The sequence below is a fragment of the Arthrobacter sp. TE26545 genome (assembly GCF_056279005.1).
On record NZ_JBWBQM010000001.1, the window covers coordinates 2,167,435 to 2,189,172 of the forward strand.

Annotated in this window: 17 protein-coding genes, 1 tRNA gene and 1 pseudogene; 7 read left to right on the top strand and 12 right to left on the bottom strand. The window is 68.3% G+C overall.

Annotation, left to right across the window (positions count from 1 at the left end):
* Positions 1–2 precede the first annotated feature (2 nt).
* Genes ACZ9CK_RS09720 through ACZ9CK_RS09735 form a run of 4 tightly spaced genes read right to left on the bottom strand, consistent with a single transcriptional unit; the run spans position 3 to position 3,359 of the window.
* Positions 3–986, bottom strand: coding sequence for a vWA domain-containing protein (locus tag ACZ9CK_RS09720; RefSeq protein WP_476049844.1), 984 nt, complete (start codon positions 984–986; stop codon positions 3–5).
* Positions 977–1,441 carry a hypothetical protein gene (locus ACZ9CK_RS09725; protein ID WP_426297942.1) on the bottom strand — a complete coding sequence of 155 codons (465 nt, stop codon included), beginning with the start codon at positions 1,439–1,441 and terminating at the stop codon, positions 977–979. The genes ACZ9CK_RS09720 and ACZ9CK_RS09725 overlap by 10 nt, the downstream gene beginning before the upstream one ends.
* Positions 1,431–2,342 carry a DUF58 domain-containing protein gene (locus ACZ9CK_RS09730; protein ID WP_476049845.1) on the bottom strand — a complete coding sequence of 304 codons (912 nt, stop codon included), beginning with the start codon at positions 2,340–2,342 and terminating at the stop codon, positions 1,431–1,433. Before ACZ9CK_RS09730 ends, ACZ9CK_RS09725 begins: the two co-directional genes overlap by 11 nt.
* Before the next feature lie 9 nt (positions 2,343–2,351).
* Complete coding sequence (locus ACZ9CK_RS09735; RefSeq protein ID WP_476049846.1) at positions 2,352–3,359, bottom strand: AAA family ATPase; 1,008 nt, start codon at positions 3,357–3,359, stop codon at positions 2,352–2,354.
* 164 nt (positions 3,360–3,523) lie between these two features.
* Here ACZ9CK_RS09735 and ACZ9CK_RS09740 point away from each other — a divergent pair, with 164 nt between their 5' ends.
* Positions 3,524–3,727 (top strand): hypothetical protein, encoded by a 204-nt coding sequence (locus ACZ9CK_RS09740; protein ID WP_426297948.1) that lies wholly within the window; start codon positions 3,524–3,526, stop codon positions 3,725–3,727.
* Between the two features lie 145 nt (positions 3,728–3,872).
* Complete coding sequence (locus ACZ9CK_RS09745) at positions 3,873–5,834, top strand: PKD domain-containing protein (RefSeq protein WP_476049847.1); 1,962 nt, start codon at positions 3,873–3,875, stop codon at positions 5,832–5,834.
* 20 nt (positions 5,835–5,854) lie between these two features.
* On the opposite strand, the gene ACZ9CK_RS09750 is transcribed toward ACZ9CK_RS09745, so the two are convergent.
* The 4 genes and pseudogenes from ACZ9CK_RS09750 to ACZ9CK_RS09765 form a co-directional block, all read right to left on the bottom strand.
* Positions 5,855–6,664 carry a carbohydrate ABC transporter permease gene (locus ACZ9CK_RS09750; protein ID WP_476050888.1) on the bottom strand — a complete coding sequence of 270 codons (810 nt, stop codon included), beginning with the start codon at positions 6,662–6,664 and terminating at the stop codon, positions 5,855–5,857.
* A 77-nt stretch (positions 6,665–6,741) separates the two neighbouring features.
* Positions 6,742–7,656 carry a carbohydrate ABC transporter permease gene (locus tag ACZ9CK_RS09755; RefSeq protein ID WP_426297954.1) on the bottom strand — a complete coding sequence of 305 codons (915 nt, stop codon included), beginning with the start codon at positions 7,654–7,656 and terminating at the stop codon, positions 6,742–6,744.
* 3 nt (positions 7,657–7,659) lie between these two features.
* The gene (locus tag ACZ9CK_RS09760) at positions 7,660–8,970 is read right to left on the bottom strand and encodes an extracellular solute-binding protein (RefSeq protein WP_426303456.1); all 1,311 of its coding nucleotides are present in this window, start codon (positions 8,968–8,970) and stop codon (positions 7,660–7,662) included.
* Between the two features lie 269 nt (positions 8,971–9,239).
* Positions 9,240–10,440: pseudogene (locus ACZ9CK_RS09765) on the bottom strand (ROK family transcriptional regulator).
* A gap of 174 nt (positions 10,441–10,614) precedes the next feature.
* Between ACZ9CK_RS09765 and ACZ9CK_RS09770 the strand changes: the two are divergent.
* Positions 10,615–11,502 (top strand): aminoglycoside phosphotransferase family protein, encoded by an 888-nt coding sequence (locus ACZ9CK_RS09770; RefSeq protein WP_476049848.1) that lies wholly within the window; start codon positions 10,615–10,617, stop codon positions 11,500–11,502.
* 26 nt (positions 11,503–11,528) lie between these two features.
* Here the strand turns inward: ACZ9CK_RS09770 and ACZ9CK_RS09775 are convergent, their stop codons facing one another.
* From ACZ9CK_RS09775 to ACZ9CK_RS09785, 3 genes are all read right to left on the bottom strand, one after another.
* Positions 11,529–12,677, bottom strand: a complete 1,149-nt coding sequence (locus ACZ9CK_RS09775; protein ID WP_476049849.1) for a class I SAM-dependent methyltransferase — start codon at positions 12,675–12,677, stop codon at positions 11,529–11,531.
* Positions 12,678–12,744: 67 nt separating this feature from the next.
* A tRNA-Ala gene (locus tag ACZ9CK_RS09780) sits at positions 12,745–12,817 on the bottom strand.
* A 282-nt stretch (positions 12,818–13,099) separates the two neighbouring features.
* On the bottom strand, positions 13,100–14,077 hold the full coding sequence (locus ACZ9CK_RS09785) for an NAD-dependent epimerase/dehydratase family protein (RefSeq protein WP_476049850.1): 978 nt from the start codon (positions 14,075–14,077) through the stop codon (positions 13,100–13,102).
* An 80-nt stretch (positions 14,078–14,157) separates the two neighbouring features.
* Between ACZ9CK_RS09785 and ACZ9CK_RS09790 the strand changes: the two genes are divergently transcribed.
* Positions 14,158–14,757 (top strand): ScbR family autoregulator-binding transcription factor, encoded by a 600-nt coding sequence (locus ACZ9CK_RS09790; RefSeq protein WP_476049851.1) that lies wholly within the window; start codon positions 14,158–14,160, stop codon positions 14,755–14,757.
* A gap of 42 nt (positions 14,758–14,799) precedes the next feature.
* Here the strand turns inward: ACZ9CK_RS09790 and ACZ9CK_RS09795 are convergent, their stop codons facing one another.
* Positions 14,800–15,768 (bottom strand): ScbA/BarX family gamma-butyrolactone biosynthesis protein, encoded by a 969-nt coding sequence (locus tag ACZ9CK_RS09795; protein WP_426297966.1) that lies wholly within the window; start codon positions 15,766–15,768, stop codon positions 14,800–14,802.
* A 325-nt stretch (positions 15,769–16,093) separates the two neighbouring features.
* Between ACZ9CK_RS09795 and ACZ9CK_RS09800 the strand changes: the two genes are divergently transcribed.
* The 3 genes from ACZ9CK_RS09800 to ACZ9CK_RS09810 are packed head-to-tail and all read left to right on the top strand — an operon-like array spanning position 16,094 to position 21,673.
* Entirely contained in the window at positions 16,094–16,594 is a 501-nt protein-coding gene (locus ACZ9CK_RS09800) for a hypothetical protein (RefSeq protein WP_476049852.1), read from the top strand.
* A gap of 3 nt (positions 16,595–16,597) precedes the next feature.
* The gene (locus ACZ9CK_RS09805; RefSeq protein WP_476049853.1) at positions 16,598–18,187 is read left to right on the top strand and encodes a DNA polymerase Y family protein; all 1,590 of its coding nucleotides are present in this window, start codon (positions 16,598–16,600) and stop codon (positions 18,185–18,187) included.
* Between the two features lie 48 nt (positions 18,188–18,235).
* A complete protein-coding gene (locus ACZ9CK_RS09810) occupies positions 18,236–21,673 on the top strand; it encodes an error-prone DNA polymerase (protein WP_476049855.1) in 3,438 nt (1,145 codons plus the stop codon).
* Positions 21,674–21,738: the final 65 nt, after the last annotated feature.

A 21,738-nucleotide genomic window follows, 5' to 3' on the forward strand; every position in this document is an offset into this window, starting at 1 on the left:
ATTCACGGTTCCAGCCGCCATCCCGCATAGAGGAGCACGCCACCGGCCAGCAGCGCGGCCAGGAGCGCGGGCTCCGGCCGGTCCGACACGATGAGCTGCGGGGCGCCTTGCTGCGCCGTGGCTTCGCTTTCCTGGACCTTCTGCACGATTCCGGGGACGGCGTCCGGGCTGTCCGGGGCGAAGTAGCTGCCGCCGCTCGCCTCGGCCGCCGCCCTGAGCCGGGCGCCGGGCTGGTTGCTGTCCTCCCCGTAGTCGAGGTCGCCGGGATTGAGGGCGTGGATCCTGATTCCCCTGGGTTTGGCGAGCTGGGCCGCCTGTTCCAGCGTGAAGATCGGCGCCCCGGAAACGTAGTTGTCCGTGGCGAGGATGACGTTGCGGGAGCGGCCTGCATCCTGACTGTTCTCGGAGCCGGGGAAGCTGCGGATACAGCTGGCCAGCCCGTCGCCGACCAGCGAGGATCCTCTGCCTCCCCAGGTACCGCTGAAGAAGGAGTCCCCGCCGTCGTCGAAGGCCTTGCGGGCGGCGGCAAGTTCCCCCGCGATGTAGTCGTAGTCGTCGCTCAGGGGGAAGAGCTGCACAGCGCGGCTGTCGAACATGACCATGCCGATGCGTTCGCCGTCGAACTCCCTGGCGAACCTTTCGAACACTCCTGTGATGGCGGCGTCGGTGCCGGCCATGGAGCCGGAGACGTCCAGGCAGAGGATGATGTCCCGGTTGCGCAGTTCGGGCCGGGTGGTGCTCCGCTCGGCCGGGCGGGCTGCGGCGAGCGCTGTTGCCGCCAGGAGCAGGAGGCCTGAGACGACGGCGGCCGCGAGCCAGCGGCGGTGGCGTCGCAGGGCGCGCCGGTATTCCGGAAGCGCGGTGAGCCGCTCGCTGTGGGCAACGGGCCGCACATACTTGCCCCGGGCGCGCCTTCCAGCCAGGTACAGGGCAAGGGCCAGCGCGGCGGCCGCGATCGGCAGGATCCACCAGAAGCTCAGCTCCATGTCCGCACCGCCTGGCGGGCAAGCTCGGCGGACCGTTCCACGGCGGCCGGGCGGGCAGCGGCGAACTCGGCGGGGTACATCCCGGCGACGCCCGCGGCGACCGGGCCGAAGCCGTGGGCGTGGAGTTCCTCCAGGGTCATGTGCGTGGCCCGGATCCCGCGCACCTCCCCCGCGAAGCCCCGGAGCAGCAGGCTGAGCCGCTGGTGTGCTTCCCGTTGCGGGAGCCGGCCGGTACCGGCGTCGGCGACGACGGCGTCGATGGCCGCCAGGTAGCGTGCCCGGAGGGCCGGGAGCTCCGACGGCGGTCCGGCCGACCGGGCTGCCCGGTGGCCTTTCCGGGCCGGGCGGAACAGCCACGCCAAGGTTGCGGCGAGCAGCACGAGCAGCAGGATGCCCAGCCACATCCACTGCGTGCCGTACTGGAGCGGGGCATAGAAGCCGGAGTCATCCTGCATGCCGTTGCCCCTTGGAGTTGTGCCTTCCGCGGGACCTATGGCGCTCCAGCAGGGCGAAGAGTTCCGGCAGTACCTCCGTGCTGCCGCCCGCCCTGCCTTCTGCGATCCCGAGCCGGCGGAAGAGCTCCTGCCTGCGGTGTTCGCGCTCGTGGCCGGCCCGCAGGTACGCGGCGCGCACTACGGGATCGGCGGCCACGGCCGCCGGGATGCCCGAACCGTCCGCAACTTCGAAGGCCCCGGCGTCCGACGCGCGTGCCAGCTCGGCGTCGCGGACGGTGAACCAGAGGACTTCATGGCGGGCCTGGAGGCGGCGGAGCAGCCCTTCCGTGGCGGCGTCTGGCAGGAGCTCATCAGCGACCACCACCAGCAGCATCCGGCGCGGGAAGGTGCACAGCACGTGCTCAAGCTGCCGGGCGATGCCGCTCGGGCCGCCGTCGAGCCCGGTGCTGCGGTCCACCTCCTGCAGGAGCCGCTCAAGGTGGTCTTCGCCGCTGCGCGGCGGGATGGTCCGTGATTGCGCGCCGTTGCCATGCACGAGACCGACGACGTCGCCGTGACGGTGCGCGAGGTAGCCCAGGACGCCGAGGGCCTGGACGGCGATGTCGCGCTTGTATTCCCCCGAGGCGGCGAGCGCGGCCATGTTCCGTCCCGTGTCCGTCACCAGCAGCACGGTCTGCCGCCGGACGGCGACGTAACGCTTCACGAGGGGCGCACCGTGCCGGGCGGTCGCTTTCCAGTCGATGTCGCGGACTTCGTCCCCCGGTGTGTAGGCACGGAGTTCGTCGAAATCCAGGCTCCGGCCCTTGAAGACGGAGCCGTACTCGCCGTCCAGCAGGCCGAGGGTCGACCGGCGCGCAAAGATGAACGTCTTTGATTGCACTTGCTTGAGCAGGCTCGCCATGGGGCGCCCTCAGGGGGTCTGTACCGAGGCGAGCACGGCGTCGATGACCGCCTCCACCCGGATGTTTTCCACGACGGCGTCAAAGCCCAGCACGACGCGGTGGCGCAGCACGCGGTGGGCGAGGTTCTTGACGTCCTCGGGGATCACGTGGTCCCGCCCGTTGAGCAGTGCCAGGGCGCGGGCCGCCTGGCTGAAGGCGATGCTGGCGCGCGGGCTGGCGCCGAATTCCACGAGGGAAGCCAGGCGCGGTTCCAGATACTGGGCGGCATTGCGGGTCACGTACGCGATCCCGACGATGTAGCGCACGATCGCGGGATCGATGTAGATCCTGCGCACCAGTTCCTGTACCTCGATCACGGCATCAAGGGACACCGCGGCCGGCAGCTTCTGTGCCGGGCTGTAGACTCCGGCGTCGATCCTGCGGATGATTTCCGCTTCCTCTGCCGGATCCGGGTAATCGAGCACGTCCTTAAGCATGAAGCGGTCCATCTGGGCCTCGGGGAGGCGGTAGGTGCCTTCCTGCTCGATCGGGTTCTGGGTGGCCAGCACGAGGAACGGCGACGGCAGCGGGTGGCTTTGCCCGCCGATGGAGGTCTGGCGTTCCTGCATGGCTTCGAGCATGGCGCTCTGGGTCTTGGCGCTGGAGCGGTTGATTTCGTCGAGCAGCACGACGTTGGCGTGCACCGGGCCAAGCTGCGTGACGAAAGTGCCCTTGGCGGCGTCGTAGATCTGGGTGCCGGCGATGTCGCTCGGGAGCAGGTCCGGGGTGCACTGGATGCGGCGGAAGTCGGCGCTGACGGATTCCGCGACGGCCTGTGCCGCGGTGGTCTTCGCCAGCCCGGGCACGCTTTCCAACAGGACGTGTCCGCCGGTCAACAGGGCGATCAGGAGGGTTTCCCGCAGCCTGGCCTGGCCTACCACCTTGGCTTCGAAACTCCGCGAAATGGCGGCGACGAGCTGCTGTGCCCGGGCCATCTCGTTCCCCTGAATGCTGACAGTGGCGGTGTTCTGAAGCACCTGTGGTCCCCTCCGCTGGATTGCCCGTCCGGATTGGCGTCCTCCGGTCCGGCTCTCCCGGCACCGGACGGGCAGGAAACCGGCCCTAACAGCCAAGCCGTTCACCTCTGATGCGGCAATGGGGAGCCCTCCCCATGCGGGGGCCGCAGGGCTATCCTTTAGCCATGATTGAGCTCCCAGATAGTTACCAGGCGTACCTTGAAGGCAAGAGCGAGCGGGTCGTCCAGACCATCCGCCCGATCCTGATGCAATCAGCCGCGGACAGGCTCCACGGCGTCCGGATCTCCTACAACCCCGGACCCACCGGCCACCAGGCCCACCTCGACGAGAACATCCCCTACGGAACCATCGTGGAGGACATCGACTGAAACCCGGCGGCACTGCCGCCACTAGCGCCTCGTGCGGTCTCACGCCACGGTGGTCCATCGCCCCGGACTTCCGTGATGGCAACGCCCTTCCCGGGCCTTGGCGCCGGACAAAGATGTCCGGAACAGCGGGCCAAAGGAGTGCGCGATGAGACCTGGACGGATCCTGGCGGCGGCAGCGGCCGGCGTCGTACTGCTATTCGGAAGCGCGCCCCTGCCTGCGCCGCAGGCGCTGCCCAGCCGGACCGGAAACGTCCAGGCGGGCGCCCTGCAGGCGGTGCTTCCCGCAGTGCCCGGCCAGTTGCACGTGACCGCCGCCGGGGACTATTCCACCTCCAGCGCCGCCGCAGGCGTGCTCTCCCGGATCGGCACGGTCCGGCCGGACCTGCATTTCGCCTTGGGCGATCTCTCCTACACCGCGGGCCTCCCCGAGCAGGACTGGTGCGACTTCGTCACCGCACGCACCGGGGCCGGTTTCCCCTTCGAACTGGTCTCCGGCAACCATGAGAGCAACGGGCAGAACGGCTACATCAACAACTTCTCCGCCTGCCTGCCGAACCAGCTTCCCGGTGTAGTGGGCACCTATGGCCGCCAGTACTACGTGGACGTCCCCCAACAGGACCCGCTGGCCCGCTTCATCGTCATCTCCCCCGGCATCCCCTTCGAGGCCGGCAACCTCAACTATGCGCCGGGAAGCAGCAACTACACGTGGACGTCCAACGCCATCGATTCCGCCCGGGCCTCCGGGATTCCCTGGGTCGTGGTGGGCTTGCACACGCCCTGCTTGTCCGTGGGCCAGTATCCCTGCGCCTCCGGGGAAGGAATCGCCAACCTCCTGCTCAGCAAGAAGGTGGACCTGGTCCTTAACGGACATGAGCACCTGTACCAGCGCAGCAAGCAGCTCGCGACAGCGGCCGGCTGCACGGGGATCACCACCGATGTCTACAACCCGGCCTGCGTGCGCGATGCCGACAACTCACTGGCCAAGGGCGCGGGCACGGTCTTCGCCACCGTGGGCACCGGCGGCGTGGCCCTGCGCGACGTCAACGCAGCCGATCCGGAAGCCCCGTACTTCGCCGCCTGGTCCGGCCTGAACTCGAGCCCCAGCCACGGCCTGCTCGACCTGCAGTTCAGCGCCACCACCCTCACAGCCGGCTTCCTCGCCACGGACGGAAGCTTCACGGACTCCTTCAGCATCGCCCCGGCAGGGAACAACACGCCGCCGCAGGCATCCTTCACCAGCAGTTGCACCGGACTCAGCTGCACCTTCGACGGCGCCGCCTCCCAGGATCCCGACGGCACCATCGCGGGCTACCTGTGGGACTTCGGCGACGGCACCTCGTCCACCGCCCAGCCCGCCTCCAAGAGCTACGCATCGGCCGGAAGCAGGACGGTGAGCCTCACGGTTACCGACAATGACGGCGCGACGGCGGTCACCAGCCAGGTCGTCACCGTCACCGCTCCGGGGGTCCTCGCGGCCGACGCCTTCGGCCGGACCGCCAGCAACAGCCTCGGCACTGCCGACACCGGCGGTGCCTGGTCGACAACGGGAAGCACCGCGAACTACTCCGTCTCCGCAGGCACGGGACGCCTGCGCCTGCCCGCCGCGGGGAACAGCAACTACGCCTACCTGCCTGCCGTGTCCTCCGCCGCGACCGACCTCTATCTGGAAGCCGCCAGCGACAAGCCCGCCAGCGGTTCCGGGCTGTACCTTTCCGCAATCGGCCGCCGGATCGCCGGGGCCGGGGAATACCGCTGCAAGGTGACAGTCTCCGCGTCCGGAGCAGTGAGCCTCTCCCTGGTCCGCACCAGCTCGACCGGCGCGGAGACCACCATCCAGGCCGCGGTTGCCGTGGCGGGCGTGAACTACGCCGTGGGCGACAAGCTTTCCGTGCGGCTCCAGGTTACCGGCACGGGAACCACCACCGTCCGGGCGCGGGTCTGGGAAACCGGCACGCCGGAACCTGCAGCGTGGCAGCGCAGCGCCACGGATACGTCGGCGGCGCTCCAGGGACCGGGCGCCGTCGGCTTCACAAGCTACCTCTCCGGGTCCGCCACCAACGCCCCGGTGACGGTGCTGCTGGACAACCTCCTGGCCACCGTTCCGTAAGCGGCTGGCTTCCTAGTGGATCAGCCTTTCATCGCACCGGACATCGCGAAGGCCCGGCCTGAACCGCGGGAAACGATGGCGTACAGCAGCAGGACGGGCAGCGAATAAAGGATGGAGAACGCGGCCAGCTCACCGTAGGCGATGGCGCCGTGCTGGCCGAAGAAGCTGAAGATGGACACGGCGGCAGGCTGCTTGGACGGGGACAGCAGCAGGATGAACGGGACGAAGAAATTCCCCCAGGCCTGGATGAAGACGAAAATGAACACCACCCCCAGGCCATGGCGCATCAGCGGAAGCACCACGGTGCGCAGGGCTGCCATCCCCGAGGCGCCGTCCACCCAGGCCGCCTCCTCCACCTCGAGCGGCACGGAGTCCATGAAGTTCTTGGTCATCCAGATCGCCATGGGCAGCGTGGTGGTGGCCATGAAAAGGACGGTGGCGGGGACGGAGTCCAGGAAGTTCAGCTGCACGAACAATCCGTACACCGGAACCATGATGGCGGTGACCGGCAGCGAGGTGCCGAACAGCACCGAGTACATGAACGGTTTATTGAAGCGCGAAGGGTGGCGGGACAGGGGGTAGGCCGCAAGGACGGCTGCCAGCAGGTTCACGGCGGCTGTCCCGGCAGCGAGCAGGACGCTGTTGAACAGGGGCACGAAAAGCAGTTCGGGGGTCAGGACGGCCGCGAAGTTCGCCAGCGAAAGCTGCCGGGGAATCCGTGTGGCGTGCCCCGCCTCGGCGTCGAGGGATGCGAAGAAGACCAGCCACAGCAGCGGCAGCAGGAACCCCGCCCCGACCACGGCGAGCGCGGCGTTGGCAGCCCAGCGGATCCGGCGCCGTCCGGGCCGTGCCGCGTCCGCCGTCGTCGTTCCGCTCCCTGCGGTGTTTCCGGCGCGAGGCGGCGGACTCACCGTTTCGCCTCACCGAGCAGGCGCACATAGAAGACCCCGAAGACCATGCCGATCACGATCAGTACGGACGCCACCGCGGTGCCGTAGCCGATGTCGCCGAACTTGAATGCCTCCTGGTAGGCGAGCACCGGCAGGGTCGTGCTCGCCCCGGCCGGGCCGCCGGTGGTCATGACCCAGATGAGGGTGAAGACCGCGAGCGTCTGGAGGGTGATGAGCATGAGGTTGCCGGCGATGCTGTTGCGGATCATCGGCAGGGTGATGAGGAGCAGCCGCTGCCGGCCGCCCGCACCGTCCACGAGGGCCGCCTCCAGGATGTCTCCGGGCACGTCGGCCAGCGCGGCGCGGTAGACCAGCATCGAAAAGGCGGTCCCGCGCCAGATGTTCGCCAGGACGACGGCGGCCATCGGGAACGAGTACAGCCAGTCCGCCCCCTGGACACCGGCCACGCCCAGCAACTGGTTGAGCGTGCCGTCCCGACTGAAGTAGGCGTAGGCGGCGAAGGCTGCCACGATCTCCGGCAGCACCCAGGCCGCGACGACGGCGATCCCCACCATCCGGGACAGGAGCCGGTTGCCGCGGGCCATCAGGAGGGCCAGTGCCAGCCCAAGGACGTTCTGGCCCACAATGGCGGAGGCCCCCACGAAGACGACGGTGAGCCACAGCGCGAGCGGAAACCCGGGTTCGCTGAACATCCGCGCGTAATTGCCCAGTCCAAGCCACGACGGCTCGCGTGCCGCCTTGCCGCTCAGGGCGACATCGGTGAAGGAGGCGTAGAAGGACCATGCCACCGGTGCCAGCAAGAAGAGGGCGAGCAGGAGCACCGAGGGAAGGACCGGCAGCAGCCGGAGCCGGCCCCGGATCCCGCCCTTGCGCCGGCCCTCAAGGGAAGGCCGGCCCTCAGGAGAAACCATGGATCACTTCTCGATGACCTTGTCCCCGCCGACAAGCTTCTTCACGGCCGCGTCATAGGCTGCCGCAGCCTCAGCCGGACTTTGCCTGCCGGTGATCACCGCTTCGGTGGCCTCCTGCACGGCACTGGAAATGCGGGGGTAGTCAGCCGTCGCCGGCCGGAAGTGCGTGACGCCGACCAGCGCAGAGACATCCTTCACGAAAGGGTTTGCGGCCTGGTAGCCAGGGTCCGCGGCGACGTCGCTGCGGACGGCGATCTGGGAGTTGTCGACGTCGAAGGCCAGGGCGTTCTTGCGGTTCAGGGCGGTGGAGAGGAACTTGAAGGCCAGGTCCGGATTCTTCGACTTCGCACCGACGGCCAGGGTCCAGCCGCCGGACATGCTCACCCCGCCCGGGGCCTGCCCGTGCTGGGTGGGGAACATCGCCACGCCCATGTCCTTGGTGTAGCCGGGCCATTCGTAGGCGCCGCCCTTCTGCCAGAACGACGGCGTGTAGGAACCCTCCACCGTGGCACCCATCCTGCCTTTGGGCAGCCACTCGCCGAATACCCGCTTCCAGACATTCGCATCCAGGGCCTCGGCCGGCGTGACGGCGAGTTTCTCGTCGTAGAGGGTCTTCAGGAACTGCAGGGAATCGGTGAAGCCCTGGGAACCGACCACCCACTTCTTTTCCTGCTCGTCATACAGGGTGCTGCCCGTGCCGTACAGGAGCTGGTAGAAGCCCTGCATCACGGTACCTTCGCCGGTGGCCTTGCCCGCGTACATGTTGAACGGCACCAGCGAAGGGTCTGCGGCCTTCATCTTCCGCGCCGCCGTGAGGATGTCGTCCCAGGTCTTCGGCTGCCAGGGTACGGCGACGCCCGCCTTCCGCAGCACGGTCTTGTTGTACCAGATGGCCCGGGTGTCGGTGCCCAGCGGAACGGCGTAGATGCCGCCGTCGTCCGCCCGCCCGGCAGCCCTGGCCGCCTCGGTGAAGTTGCCCCACTCGGACCAGGACGCGAGGTAGCCGTCCAGCTTCAGGAGGTAGCCGGCGTCGACGTCGGAGCGGACCTTGAAGGTGTCCTCGTAGAACACGTCGGGCGCCGTTTCTGCCGATCGGTGGGACAGGGCGAGCTTGGTCCCGTAGTCGTCGTCGTTGGCCTGGATGGGCTCCAGTTCGACGGTGACGCCGCTGTTGGCGGCCTCGAACTCCGCCTTCGCCGCCTTGAGGACGTCATCCAGGGCGGTGTAGGAATCGGTCTTCTGGTAGACCACCTTCAGGCTCTTCGCTTCCGTTCCCTGCGGTGCGGCGGGAGTGCAGGCGGACAGGCCCAGCAAGGCGAAGGCCGCCAGCAGGGCCGGCCCCGCACGGAATTTGGCCCGGTTGGTCCGGGCCCGGTTGGTCCGGGCAGGTCTGGGCTGGGCCTGGTTGCTCTGGCTCCGGTTGGTCTGGGTCCGGTTGGTCTGGGCTCGATTAGTCAAGGCGCTCCGATCTTCACGCGGCTGCAGGCCCCCACACTCCAGTCGGCCCAGCCATTTCCGGTATTCACATGTCGCGGTTCAAGAATGGTTCAAAGCGTTGCCCGCAGTCCGGCGCGGGTGGAACTTCAGCCTTCCAGCAGCAAACGCTGTGCGCGGGGCGCCAAAGTATGTTCAAGCACGAGGCAGGCGGCGCCGATGGCGCCGACGTCTTCGCCCACCCCCGTTCCCACGACTTCGATTCCATGGATGCTGTTGGCGGCGCTGTTCGAGGCGAGCAGCGGCGGCACGAGATCGAGGTAGCGGGACGCCAGGCGGCCCCAGAACGGCCCGCCGAAGACCACGCGTTCGACGTCCAGCGTGTTCGTCACGACAGCGACCGCGCGGGAAACCAGCACCGCGGACCTGTCGATGATGGCCAGCGCGCGCTCGTCCCCGCCGTCGGCGGCATCGCACAAGCGGGCGAAGCTCTCCTGGACCCTCCGGCCCGTCGCTGCCCTGCCGGCCGCCGTCGATCACGCCCTGCTCCTCGGCGGCCGTCACGAGGACCTGCGGGATGGCGGAAGACTTGACGCAGCCGTTGAGCCCGCAGTCGCAGGCAGGTCCGCCCGGATCCACGATGATGTGTCCGATTTCGCCGGCGTTGCCCGAGGTTCCCCGGACCACCTCGTCGTTCATCACGATCCCGCAGCCGATGCCGGTACCCATGTACATGAAGATGAAGCTGCCGGTTCCGCTGGGGCCGCCGGCCCAGGTCTCGGCGACGGCGGCGCTGGTGACATCCTTGTCCACCAGGGTCTCCAGGCCGGTGGCCTCGGCGAGCGCGTCGCGCAGGTGCACCCGGTGCCAGCCGTTGAGCAAGGGAGGATCGACGACGGCACCTTCATCCAGGTCGATCGGGCCCGGCGCCGCGACCCCGAGTCCGGCGATCTTGCCCGGGTCCACCGCGGATTCCTTGATCAGGGATTTGATCTCGTCGGCGATGGCGGCGATGACCACCGGCGGAGGACCGGCCGGGGTCGCGATCCGCGAATGCTTGACGACGTCACCCACCAGGTCCAGCACCACGAAGGTGATGACGGCGGGGTCCAGGTGCACACCGACGGCGTACATGCCCTTGGGGTTGAGCCGCAGGATGGTGCGTGGCTTTCCCGGTCCGCTGCCCTCCTTGCCGGCTTCGACAATCAGATTCTGGTCCAGCAGGCGGCGCGAGATGTTCGAGATGGTCTGCGGGGAAAGGCCGACGATCTGCGCGAGCTCCACCCGGCTCAGCCCGCCCGTGGAACGCCTGATCGCATCCAGAATGACCGTGAGGTTGAAGTCGCCCATGCGTGGCAGGTTCGTTCCGCGCCTCGGGGTGGGCTGGCGGATCTCAGTCAAGGATTCCCCTAAAATCATTCGGATGCGGTACTTGCATCTGCATCGTACGTCACCCGCGCTTCCGCCGGTATGCTCACACGCGGGTCCCCGCGAACCCGCTCCGGGCGAAGCGGGACGGGCACCATGGCACTGATGCCCGCGGCCGACGTCGAAATCACCGCCGGTCTTGTCCGCAGCCTGCTCAGCGTCCAACTGCCTGCCCTCGCCGGGGAGCGGCTGGAGCTTGTGGCCAACGGCTGGGACAACGCCGTCTACCGGCTGGGCAGCACGCGCGCCGTCAGGCTCCCCCGCCGGGAGGCCGCGGCGCACCTGGCAATCCACGAGCAGCGCTGGCTCCCCGACTATGCACACCGCTCCCCCGTCCCCGTGCCCGCACCCCTGTTTGCGGGCCGGCCCGCCGCCGGGTATCCCTGGCACTGGAGCGTCGTGCCTTGGTTCGCCGGCGTCTCCGCCGCCCGGCTGGCTCCGGCGGATCGGGAACCGGCTGCCGGAGAGCTGGCGGCCTTCCTCACGGCCATCCACGTGCCGGCCCCTTACGAGGCGCCGGTCAATCCCGTGCGTGGCGTACCCCTGGCGGAGCGGTCTTCGGTGGTGCTGGAACGGCTGGCAGACACGGCACGGTACTCGGAGGCCGCCCGGCTAAGGAAGCTGTGGGCGGAGGCCCTGGCCGCACCGCCGCATGCCGGGCCCCCGCTCTGGCTCCACGGCGACCTGCACCCGGCCAATGTGCTGTTCAGGGCTGCCGGGGAAGGACCCGCCGGCCTGGCCGCCGTGATCGACTTCGGCGACCTCGGCGCCGGGGATCCCGCCGTCGACCTCGCGGTCGCCTGGTTGATGTTCGACGACGACGGCCGGGAGGGCTTCATTGCGGCCTGCGGTGCCCGTGGGGCTGACTGGGAGCGGGCCAAAGGCTGGGCGCTGGTCCTTGCCACGGCGATGCTCAGCAACTCCGACGACAACCCGGTGTTGCACGAGACCGGGGGCTTTGCGCTGCGGCAGCTGCTTGCGTAGTGCCTGCGGGCAGTCCCGCGTTTGGGCTACGAGGCCTTGACGCTGCGGGTGACCGTGAACTTCGGGTTCCGGCCCACTTCCCCGGTGGTCCCGATCAGCCGCTCGAGCGCGGGACGGTACTGGAGGTGGCTGTTGTAGACGGTCCACAGCTCGCCTCCGGCGGCGAGGACGCGTGCCGCGGCCTCGAACATCTTCAGCGCCGCCCCGGCGTGGACGCTCGCCCCCAGGTGGAAGGGCGGGTTGAGCAGGATGAGGTCCGCGCTGCCTGCCTGGAAACCGGACATGGCGTCGTCGTGGACGACGGCGATGCGGTCCGCCAGGCCGTTGGCAGCTGCCGTGGCTCCGGCCGAGGCGACGGCGGCCGCCGACTGGTCGGTTGCCGTGACGCGGGCGCCGGGGTGGCTTCGCGCATACATCGTGGCGAGGATACCGGTGCCGCAGCCTAGGTCGATGGCGTGGCCGGCGTCCGGCATGCGGTCCAGGAAGGACAGCAGGAAGCGGGTGCCGATGTCCAGCTTCCCGCCCGAGAAGGCCGCACCATGGGAGGCCACTGAGATGCCGAGTTCAGGCACCTGCTCCAGGACCGGAAAGCGCGGCCCGCCGGCGGGCCGCTTCGGGCCGCGAGCTACGAGTACACGGGACTTCCGCCGGGCGAGCTGGGGCTGGACACTGTCGAAGTAGCGTTCCAGGACACTGTTCATCCCGAGGGACATGTGCTTGACCCGGCCGCCGGCCAGCAGGACGGCGTCCTCGGGCGCATACCGCGCAACGGCGTCGGCGATCTCTTCCAGTTCCGCGAGCGAACGGGGCAGTTGGAGCAGGACCAGCCGCGCGCCGTCGAACAGTTCCGGACCGAACAGCCCGGGTCCCTGCGGACAGGATTCGAAGCGCCCCTCGAAACCGGCCGCTGCCGCGTTGCGTTGCAGGGCGGTGCGCCCTGAATGGAGATCCTGGGCCACCCGAATCCCGCCGGTCTCGAGGGCAGCCAGGGCGCCCAGGGTCAGGGCGCCGTAGCGGTCCCCGATGACGGCGATCCGGGTTCCTGCACGCAGGTGTTCCTCGGCGGTTTCCAGGAGCAGCCTGTCGCTCGCGTCATGGGCGAAGAGGTTCGGGGCTTCCACATCCGGGAACCGCCTGAGCCCGGCAAAAACCCGGTCCAGCTCAACGTCCTGCATCAGGCCGATCCACCTTCCATCGGAAACAGAAAAACACCCCGCCCGGTGGGCGGGGTGTTTCTTCGGGTGGAGCTGAGGGGACTCGAACCCCTGACCCCCTGCATGCCATGCAGGTGCGCTACCAGCTGCGCCACAGCCCCGGAAATCACCTGGCAGGAACTTTTCCGTTCCCGCCGAAGCAACTCGTCAATACTAAACCACAACGGTGTGAGATGGAAATCGACGCTTGGAAGGCTCGCAGCGGCGGGCGGAAACGGATGAAGCAGATAAGGTGCGGTCGACGAATCGGCCGCACCTCCCCCCATTTCTGCTTTCAAGCCCGGTTCGCAAACCGCTACTGGCCTGCCTTCCAGTCTAGGGTCATAATCATAGTTAAACAAACCATTCATCCGGTTTCGGCGAAGTCCGCTCCTCCGGGCGGATCATGACCGGAACATCCCGACGGCGGGCGCGGCGCCGGGGAGCACGCCGCTTATCCGCCACAGCCGTTCGGAGGGGTAGAAATGATCCACCGTGACGAGGTCGATCTGGTGGCTGCTGAATCCGCCATCCAGCAGGGACTGCCACACCTCCGGAGCATCGCCCAGCAGGGGCGGCACCGGGCGGCCGGACGCCCGGCAGAGCCCCTCCACCAGAACCGAAACCGGTATCGGCTCCGGGTAGGCGGCATAGAACGCCTCACCGGGCTGCGATTCGGCGAGCGCCAGCCCGGCCACCAACTCCCCCAGGCTGCCGGCGTCGATCACCGACAGACGAGCGGCACCGTCTCCTGGCCACCCGCCGGCGGTGTCGATGATGCGCAGCAGACCGGGCGCCAGCCAACGATCGCCCCTACCGAACACGAGGTTGGGACGCACGACCTCGCCGCCGTAGTCCAGGACCATGCGTTCGGCCTCCGCGCGGGCCGCACTGGCGGCCGAGGCCGGCAGGCAGGGATACGGTCCGCCTCCCCGGTGCGGGCCCATGCCATGGACGCTGGCGGTGCTGAGATAGATGAGGCGGGGATTCCCGGACTGCCGGCATTGCTCGATGACGTTCCGGGTACCGGCCTCGTTGACCTCCCGGGCCAGGTCTGGATCGGAACCGACATAGGAGACGGCGTGTATCACGGTGCCCGGAGCCTTCAGATACCGCAGGACAGGCAGGAGGGTCCCCGGCGCGGTGATGTCCAGGGCGGTGATGTCCAGGGCGGTGGCGTCCAGGGCGGCGATGTCCGCCATCGTGCTGGTAGCGTTGTGTTCCTGCGGCCCGGCGGGGCTATCGGGATTCCGGTTGCCGGAGTTCCGGGAAGGCGCGGTCACCCGGGCCTTCCCGGCCAAGGACGCGGCGATGCGGCGGCCGATGAAGCCCGACGAGCCCAGCAGCACTACTCCGGGGAGTGCGTCAGCGTCAGTTGTCATGCTCCACGGACCCCGGCTATCGATGGAATCATGAACCCAAGTATCCCGGATGGGGAACCGGAGAGGTCCTGACGCTGACTATGCAACAACGAGCCAAAGCCACCCGAACGGCCGTGATCGAGGGAGCCGCTTCCATCTTCGAGGAAGTCGGCTACGGGAATGCGAGCCTGAGCGATGTCACCAAGCGCGCCAACGTCACCAAGGGCGCGCTCTACTTCCATTTCAAATCCAAGGAAGACCTCGCCCTGGCAGTCATTGCCGAGCAGCACAACATTGTGCGGATCGCCGGCGAAAAGATTGCGGCCGCCGGGCTTCCCGCGCTGGAAACCATGATCACCATGTGCAGGACCTTCGGGCAGCAGCTGCTCGATGAGCCTGTGGTGCGCGCCGGCATCCGCCTGACCTTCGAGGCCTCGGCATTCAACGGCGACGTCAAGGGACCCTACCAGGACTGGATGGCCACCATGGAGTTCCTGACACAGCAGGCCCAGCGCGAAGGGGACATCCGGGAGGACCTCAACGCAAGCGACTTCGCCCACTACCTGGTCGCCTCTTTCACCGGAAGCCAGATGGTCTCCAACGTGATGACGGGCCGGCAGGATGTCCTGAAGCGGATCGAGGACATGTGGGATTTCATGATGCCCGCCATCGCTCCCCAGCACCCGGACCAGCGACGCTGACGCGCCGGCACCCAACGGACCGCCCTATTTTTTCCAGACGGCTCAGTTCCAGACGGCCGCCTGCAGGATCATCAGGACCTCGTCGCCGTTGAGCACCCTGACCTGCAGTGAATCCTGCCCTGCCTTCCCGGGTTCCGCGGACGCCTCCGGCTCCCCGGAGCCGGGAAGCGTGACGGCAAGCTCAACCGGGTCGGCGAGTTCGGCGATCTTCACGAACTCGGCTTCAAAACGGGAGAAGTCGGCTTCCGGACGGCCCATGGCGGCACGCACCGCCTGCCTGGCCGCTTCGATCAGCAGCATCCCGGGCACATGGTCCAGGGGATGGTCGAAGAAGATCGGGTGGCTTGTGTCCACCCGCAGTGGCCAGACGGACGGCCGGACCTCCTCCCCCAGCATGACGTTCCGCGGGGTGGAATGGCCCACCACCGAGGCCTCAAGCAGCGGACCACCACACGGCGGCTGTTCAACCGCGGCGGAACGGCGGAAGCGCTCGTAGCCGGCAGGGGTCACGATCCGGGCGCCGGCGCTGCCCTTGCCGATGGTTTCACCGTCCACCGTGAACGTCGCATCCACGGTGAGCGCCGCAGGCTTGCCGGCACTGAGCTTCACGTCCCTGAGCTCGAGGTCCACCGAGAGCTGCGTCGGGATCAGGGGATCCAGCTTCACCTCTTCCATGGCCACGCCGAGCCTGGGCATCAGGAACTTATAGTCCATGGGAACGCCGCTGCGGTGGGCCAGCAGGATCACGGACTGCCGCAGCGTCTCGGCCATCAGCGCGGAATCCGGCAGGCCGTCGCGGGATCCGTAAAAAACGTGCCAGCGCGGCCATTGGGCCCCTGCCGCGAAATGCTCCGGCCCCAATTGGACGAAGTCCGTGAGGAAGACTTCCGAAAGGGAAAGCTTGTGGACCAAGCCTCGCCCCACGGAAGATTCAAACAGCGCTTCGGCATGCTGCAGGCCGTTGCCCGCATTCTGCTCATCCACCTCGATGTGCCCCATATTCTCGACCATAAGTGCCCCGATTTTATCGGTTCACTCGCTTTTTCAAACAGGCGGACAGCCCCCGTCTCAAAACCATGCCAAGGTGCAGGCGGGAACGGAACCCCCTCTCCTCCAGGCAGCCCCGCGGCAATTGACGTATTCGAACATATATTCGAATATTGGAGTATGCCAGAAGCACTACCCGATCTCCCTCCCGGCCCCTTGCGCTCTTCGCCGGGCGAGGACCTGCAGGCCAGGATCCACCTCCTGCAGGGCAGGCGCGCACGGGAACATTCCCTGCCCGTGCTTCCGGCACTTAAGGCAGTCCTGCCAGGAGGACTCCGGCCCGGAGCGCGTGTATTCCCTGCAGGGTTCCATGTCCCTGGCCATGGCCCTGCTGGCTGGCCCGTCGCTGCAGGGCTCCTGGTGCGGAGTAATGGGGCTGCCCGACTTCGGGGTCGAAGCGGCGGCAGGGTTCGGCGTCGCATTGGAACGGCTGGTCCTGGTCCCCGACCCCGGCGAGCGCTGGATGCAGGTGCTCGCTGCCATGGCTGACGTCCTCCCCGTGGTCCTTGCCTGTGCCCCGGCCCGGGCAGCACCTGCAGAAGCCGCCCGCCTCGGGGCCAGGCTCCGCGAGCGCGGTTCCGTTCTCCTCGTGGCAGGGCATTGGCCGCAAAGCGAGGCTGTCCTGCGGGTCAGCGGCCACGAATGGGAGGGCCTTGGCCAGGGGCACGGGCATCTTGCCCGCCAGGAGCTCCGGCTCGAAGTGGCCTTGCGGGGCGCCTCCCGGACCGCCGTCGTGGACCTTGCCGGCAGGGTGTCGGAAGACGCCCCGGCGTACCGGATAGGGGCCTGAGCCATGCCCGGCGGAACGGTTTCACGGGCGATGGTGGCCTGGTTCCCCGACTGGCCGCTTGTTGCGGCCCGCCTGGCGGATGAGCTTCCGGCCGATGTTCCCGCCGCGGTCATCTCCCAGGGCAGGGTGGCGGCGTGTTCGGCAGAAGCCCGCGGGGAGGGCGTGGTCCGGGGCCTGCGGCTCCGGGAAGCCCAGACCCGGTGCACTTCGCTGGCAGTATGCCCGGCGGACCCGTTGCGGGATGCCCGGGAATTCGAGCCCGTCCTCGCCTCCCTGGAAGAGCGTAGCCCGGGGGTGGAAGTGCTGCGTCCGGGTTTGTGCGCTGTCCGGGTCCGTGGTGCAGCCCGGTATTACGGCAGCGAGGAATCAGCAGCCGGGGCCGTGCTTGACGCTGCCGATTCCCTGGGAGTTGAGGCCCGGGTGGGGGTTGCCGATTCCGTCTTCGCCGCTGTGCAGGCCGCCCGGAGCACCACCGAAAGCATCGCGTTCCTGGTGCTGCCGCCGCAAACGTCACGGGATTTCCTGGCCCCGTTCCCCGTGGAAGCACTGGAACAGCCGAAGCTGGCCTCCTTGTTGAAACGGCTCGGCATCCATACCCTCGGGGATTTCACCCGGCTTCCCCTCTCCGATGTCCGCGCCCGCTTCGGCGAGGCCGGCGCTCTGGCCCATGCCATGGCCGGCGGCGAAGATCCCAAGACGGTGGTGCCCCGGGTGCCGCCGCGGAAGCTGGACCGGCAGGTGGATTTCGAACCCGGCCTGGACCGCATCGACCAGATCGCCTTCCAGCTGCGGGCACCTGCCGGGGAGTTCATCGAGGCGCTGCAGGACGCAGGGCTGGTGTGCACGGAACTCAAAGTCGCCCTGCTGGACGACTCCGGCTCCCGCTCTGAGCGCCTGTGGGGCCATCCCCGCCATTTCACGGCGAACGACGTCGTCGACCGCGTGCGCTGGCAGCTTCAGCCCCGCTCGGCAGACCCCTCCGGCGGCCACAGCGCGGGCGGCATCACCTCGGCGATCGTCCGCGTGGAGCTGATCCCCGGGCGGGTGGACTCCATTACCGGCCACGGGCAGGCCCTGTTCGGTGAAGGTGCCGAGGAAAAGATCCATCACGGACTGAGCCGGCTCCAGAGCATGCTGGGGCAGGAAGCCGTGCTGGTTCCTGCCGTCTCCGGCGGCCGGGTCCTCAACGAACGGCGGCTGCTCACGCCGTGGGGCGACCCCGTTCCGCGGGAGGCGGCCGGCCAGGCGGCAAGGCCCTGGCCCGGGAGCATTCCGGATCCGCAGCCTGCCACGGTCTTCGCTTCCCCTGTTCCGGTGCTGCTGCTGGACGCAGCCGGGGAAACAGTCCGCACGGACCAGCGCGGCACCCTGCTTTCCCCGCCGCGTTGGTTCTGCCCGGATGCCGCCGGGGAAAGCATCGCGCCGCGCCGGCCGGTGGCTGAATGGACCGGCCCCTGGCCGCTGCGTCAGCGCTGGTGGGACGAGGGCCGCCGTCGTCATGCCGAACGCTTCCAGATCGTCGACGGCGACGGCGACGCCTGGCTCCTGCTCCTGACCGGAGACCGCTGGTGGGCCGAAGCCCGCTACGACTAGGCGGCTCCGCTCCCCTGGCCCCAGCAACACCAAGCAAGAAAGACCGACATGGGCTGGCACAATTCACCGCTCACCTGGGCGCAGTTCGAGGGCACCCTCTCCGGCAGGCTCCCTGCCGGGGAACACGGGCGCAAGGGCGACGGCGGGGACAGCCCTGCCTGGTCCCGGAAACGCGGCCCCTATCATCCTCTGCCCGCCCAGGCTCTTCCCGCGGTGCAGGGATCGGTCCCCTACGCGGAACTGCACGCCCACTCGCACTACAGTTTCCTCGACGGCGCCTCCTCGCCGGAGGAACTCGTGGAGGAGGCGGTGCGGCTGGGCCTGCATGCCCTCGCACTCAGCGACCACGACGGTTTCTACGGAATCGTGCGGATGGCCGAAGCCGCGGAGGCCTACCAGCTGAAGACCGTGTTCGGCAGTGAACTCTCCCTTGGCCTGGGCAAACCCCAGCACGGCGAAGCCGATCCCGAAGGTGACCATCTGCTCGTCCTTGCCCGCGGGGAGGAGGGTTACCACCGGCTGGCCTCCGCGCTGACCGCAGCCCATCTGGCTCCCGGTGCGGAGAAGGGCAAACCGGTCTACGAGCTCGATTCCCTGGCCGAAACACTCCACGGCCATTGCCTGGTCCTGACCGGCTGCCGCAAAGGGGCGGTGCGCCGGGCGCTGCTGTCGGAGGGCGAGCGCGCTGCGGCCAGGGAACTTGATGCCCTACGGGAACGCTTCGGGCACGGGAATGTGGGGGTGGAACTTTTCGACCACGGCAACCCGCTGGACACGGACCACAACGATGCCCTCGCCCGGATCGCGGCGCGGGCCAGGGTTCCCCTGGTGGCCAGCAACGCCGTGCACTACGCCAGGCCCGAACAGTATCCCGTGGCCACGGCGCTCGCCGCGGTCAGGGCGCGGCGGAGCCTGGACGAGCTGGATGCCTGGCTTCCGTCCAGCTCCGGCGCGCACCTGCGCAGCGGGGCGGAGATGGCCGCGCGCTTCGCCCGCTATCCCGGTGCCGTGGAGCGCACCGTGGAACTGGCCGACGACCTTGCCTTCCAGCTGCGGGCCGCCCGGCCGAAACTTCCGAAGCTCAATGTCCCCTCTGGGCACACTCCCATCTCCTGGCTGCGCGAACTCGTCAGGCAAGGGGTCGCGGCGAAGTATCCGGGCGCCGGGGCGGACGTCCATGCCCGGATCGAACAGGAACTCGCCGTGATCGAGGCGAAGGACTTCCCCGGCTACTTCCTGATCGTCCATGACATCGTGCAGTTTGCCCGGTCGCGCGGCATCCTCTGCCAGGGCCGTGGTTCGGCGGCGAATTCCGCCGTCTGCTTTGCCCTGGGGATCACCGCCGTCGACAGCATCTTCTACAAACTGCCGTTCGAACGCTTCCTCTCAAGCCTCCGGGAGGAGGAGCCGGATATCGACGTCGACTTCGATTCCGACCGCCGGGAGGAAGTCATCCAGTACGTCTACGGCAAGTACGGGCGGTTCAACGCGGCGCAGGTCGCCAACGTCATCAGCTACCGGCCGAAGAACGCCGTCCGGGACATGGCCAAGGCACTGGGCTACAGCCAAGGCCAGCAGGATGCCTGGTCCAAGCGGATCGACCGCTGGAACGGCGTCGAGGAAGGCAAGGATGACGGCATACCGGGGCCCGTCCTGGAACTGGCCGAACGGATCATGGGCTTCCCGCGGCACCTGGGCATCCACTCCGGCGGGATGGTCCTGACGGAACGGCCCGTGGGCGAAGTGGTGCCGATCGAGCACGCCCGGATGGAGGACCGCACGGTGCTGCAGTGGGACAAGGACGACTGCGAATGGATGGGCCTGGTCAAGTTCGACCTCCTGGGCCTGGGGATGCTCGCGGCCCTGCAGTACTGCTTCGACCTGATCGCGGACAACTTCGGGGAGCACTGGAAAATAGAGACCATCCCCAAGGAAGAACCCGCGGTGTACGACATGCTCTGCCGCGCCGATTCGATCGGGGTGTTCCAGGTGGAATCCCGCGCCCAGATCAGCACCCTGCCCCGCCTGAAACCACGGAGATACTACGACCTCGTGGTGGAGATTGCCCTCATCCGCCCCGGCCCCGTGCAGGGCGGCGCCGTGCATCCCTACATCCGCCGCCGCTCCGGAGAAGAGAAGGTCACCTACCTCCACCCGCTGCTGGAGCCCGTGCTGGAACGGACCCTTGGCGTCCCCTTGTTCCAGGAACAACTGATGCAGATGGCCGTCGCCGTGGGCGGCTGCAGTGCGGAGGACGCGGATTTGCTCCGCCGGGCGATGGGCTCCAAGCGCGGCGTGGAAAGGATCGAATCCCTCAAGGCCAAACTGTACGACGGGATGGCAGCCAACGGGATCAGCAAGGACGACGCCGACCAGATCTACGCCAAGATCGAAGCCTTCGCCAACTTCGGTTTCGCCGAATCGCACTCGCTCAGTTTCGCGGTGCTGGTCTATGCGAGTTCCTGGCTGAAGCTGCACTATCCCGGGGCGTTCCTCGCGGCGCTGCTCCGTGCCCAGCCCATGGGCTTCTACTCCCCGCAGAGCCTGGTGGCCGATGCCCGCCGGCACGGGGTCAAGGTGCTCCGGCCCGACATCCTCCGTTCCCGGGCCGAAGCGACGCTCGAGCTGTTGGAGGAGTACGACGCCGGCCGGGCGGCGGGTGCCCCGGCCGCCTCCCGTAGCGGCGGCCTGGACTCCTGCCTGCTCCCCGAGCAGCCCGAGCCCGGACCGTTCCGCCCGGAACTGCCGGCAGAAGACCACCTGCACCGCAGGGACGGCTCCCATGCGGTGCGCCTCGGCCTGGACGGGGTGACGAACATCGGAACCGAAGTGGCGAAACGGATCGTTGCAGAGCGCGAGGAGAACGGCCCCTACCGGGACATGGCGGACCTCTCCCGCCGGGCGGATCTCAGCTCCGAACAATTGGAAGCGCTCGCCTCCTCCGGTGCCCTCGATTCCCTGGGGTTGAGCCGCCGCGAAGCGTTGTGGCAGGCGGGCAGCGCGGCTTTGGAGCGGCAGGGACAGTTGCCGGGAACGCAGTTGCCTGTCCAGTTGCCGCTGTTGCCGGAACTCTCGCCGCAGGAGAGCGTCATCCAGGATCTCTGGTCCACCGGGGTCAGCACGGATGACCATCCCATGCGGCATGTGCGCGGCAGCCTTGAGCAACGCGGGGTGCTGCGGATCGACAGTCTTTCCGGGGTTGCCTCCGGCACGCGTATCGAAGCCGCCGGGCTCGTCACGCACCGGCAGAGGCCACAGACCGCGCAGGGCATCACCTTCGTCAATCTGGAAGATGAAAGCGGCATCCTCAACGTGATCTGCAGCGTGGGGCTTTGGAAACGGCACCGCCGGGTGGCACGGGAAGCTGTGGCCCTTGTCGTGCGCGGATTCCTGGAGCGCTCGCCGGACGGCGTCACCAACCTGGTGGCGGACAGGCTGGAAGCCCTGGGCCTGCCGGCAGCGCCCAAGTCGCGGGACTTCAGGTAGCCGACGGCGGAAGGACCCTCCCCCGCAGGACTGGCGGAGGTATGCCCGTCCGCGGGGATCGCGAT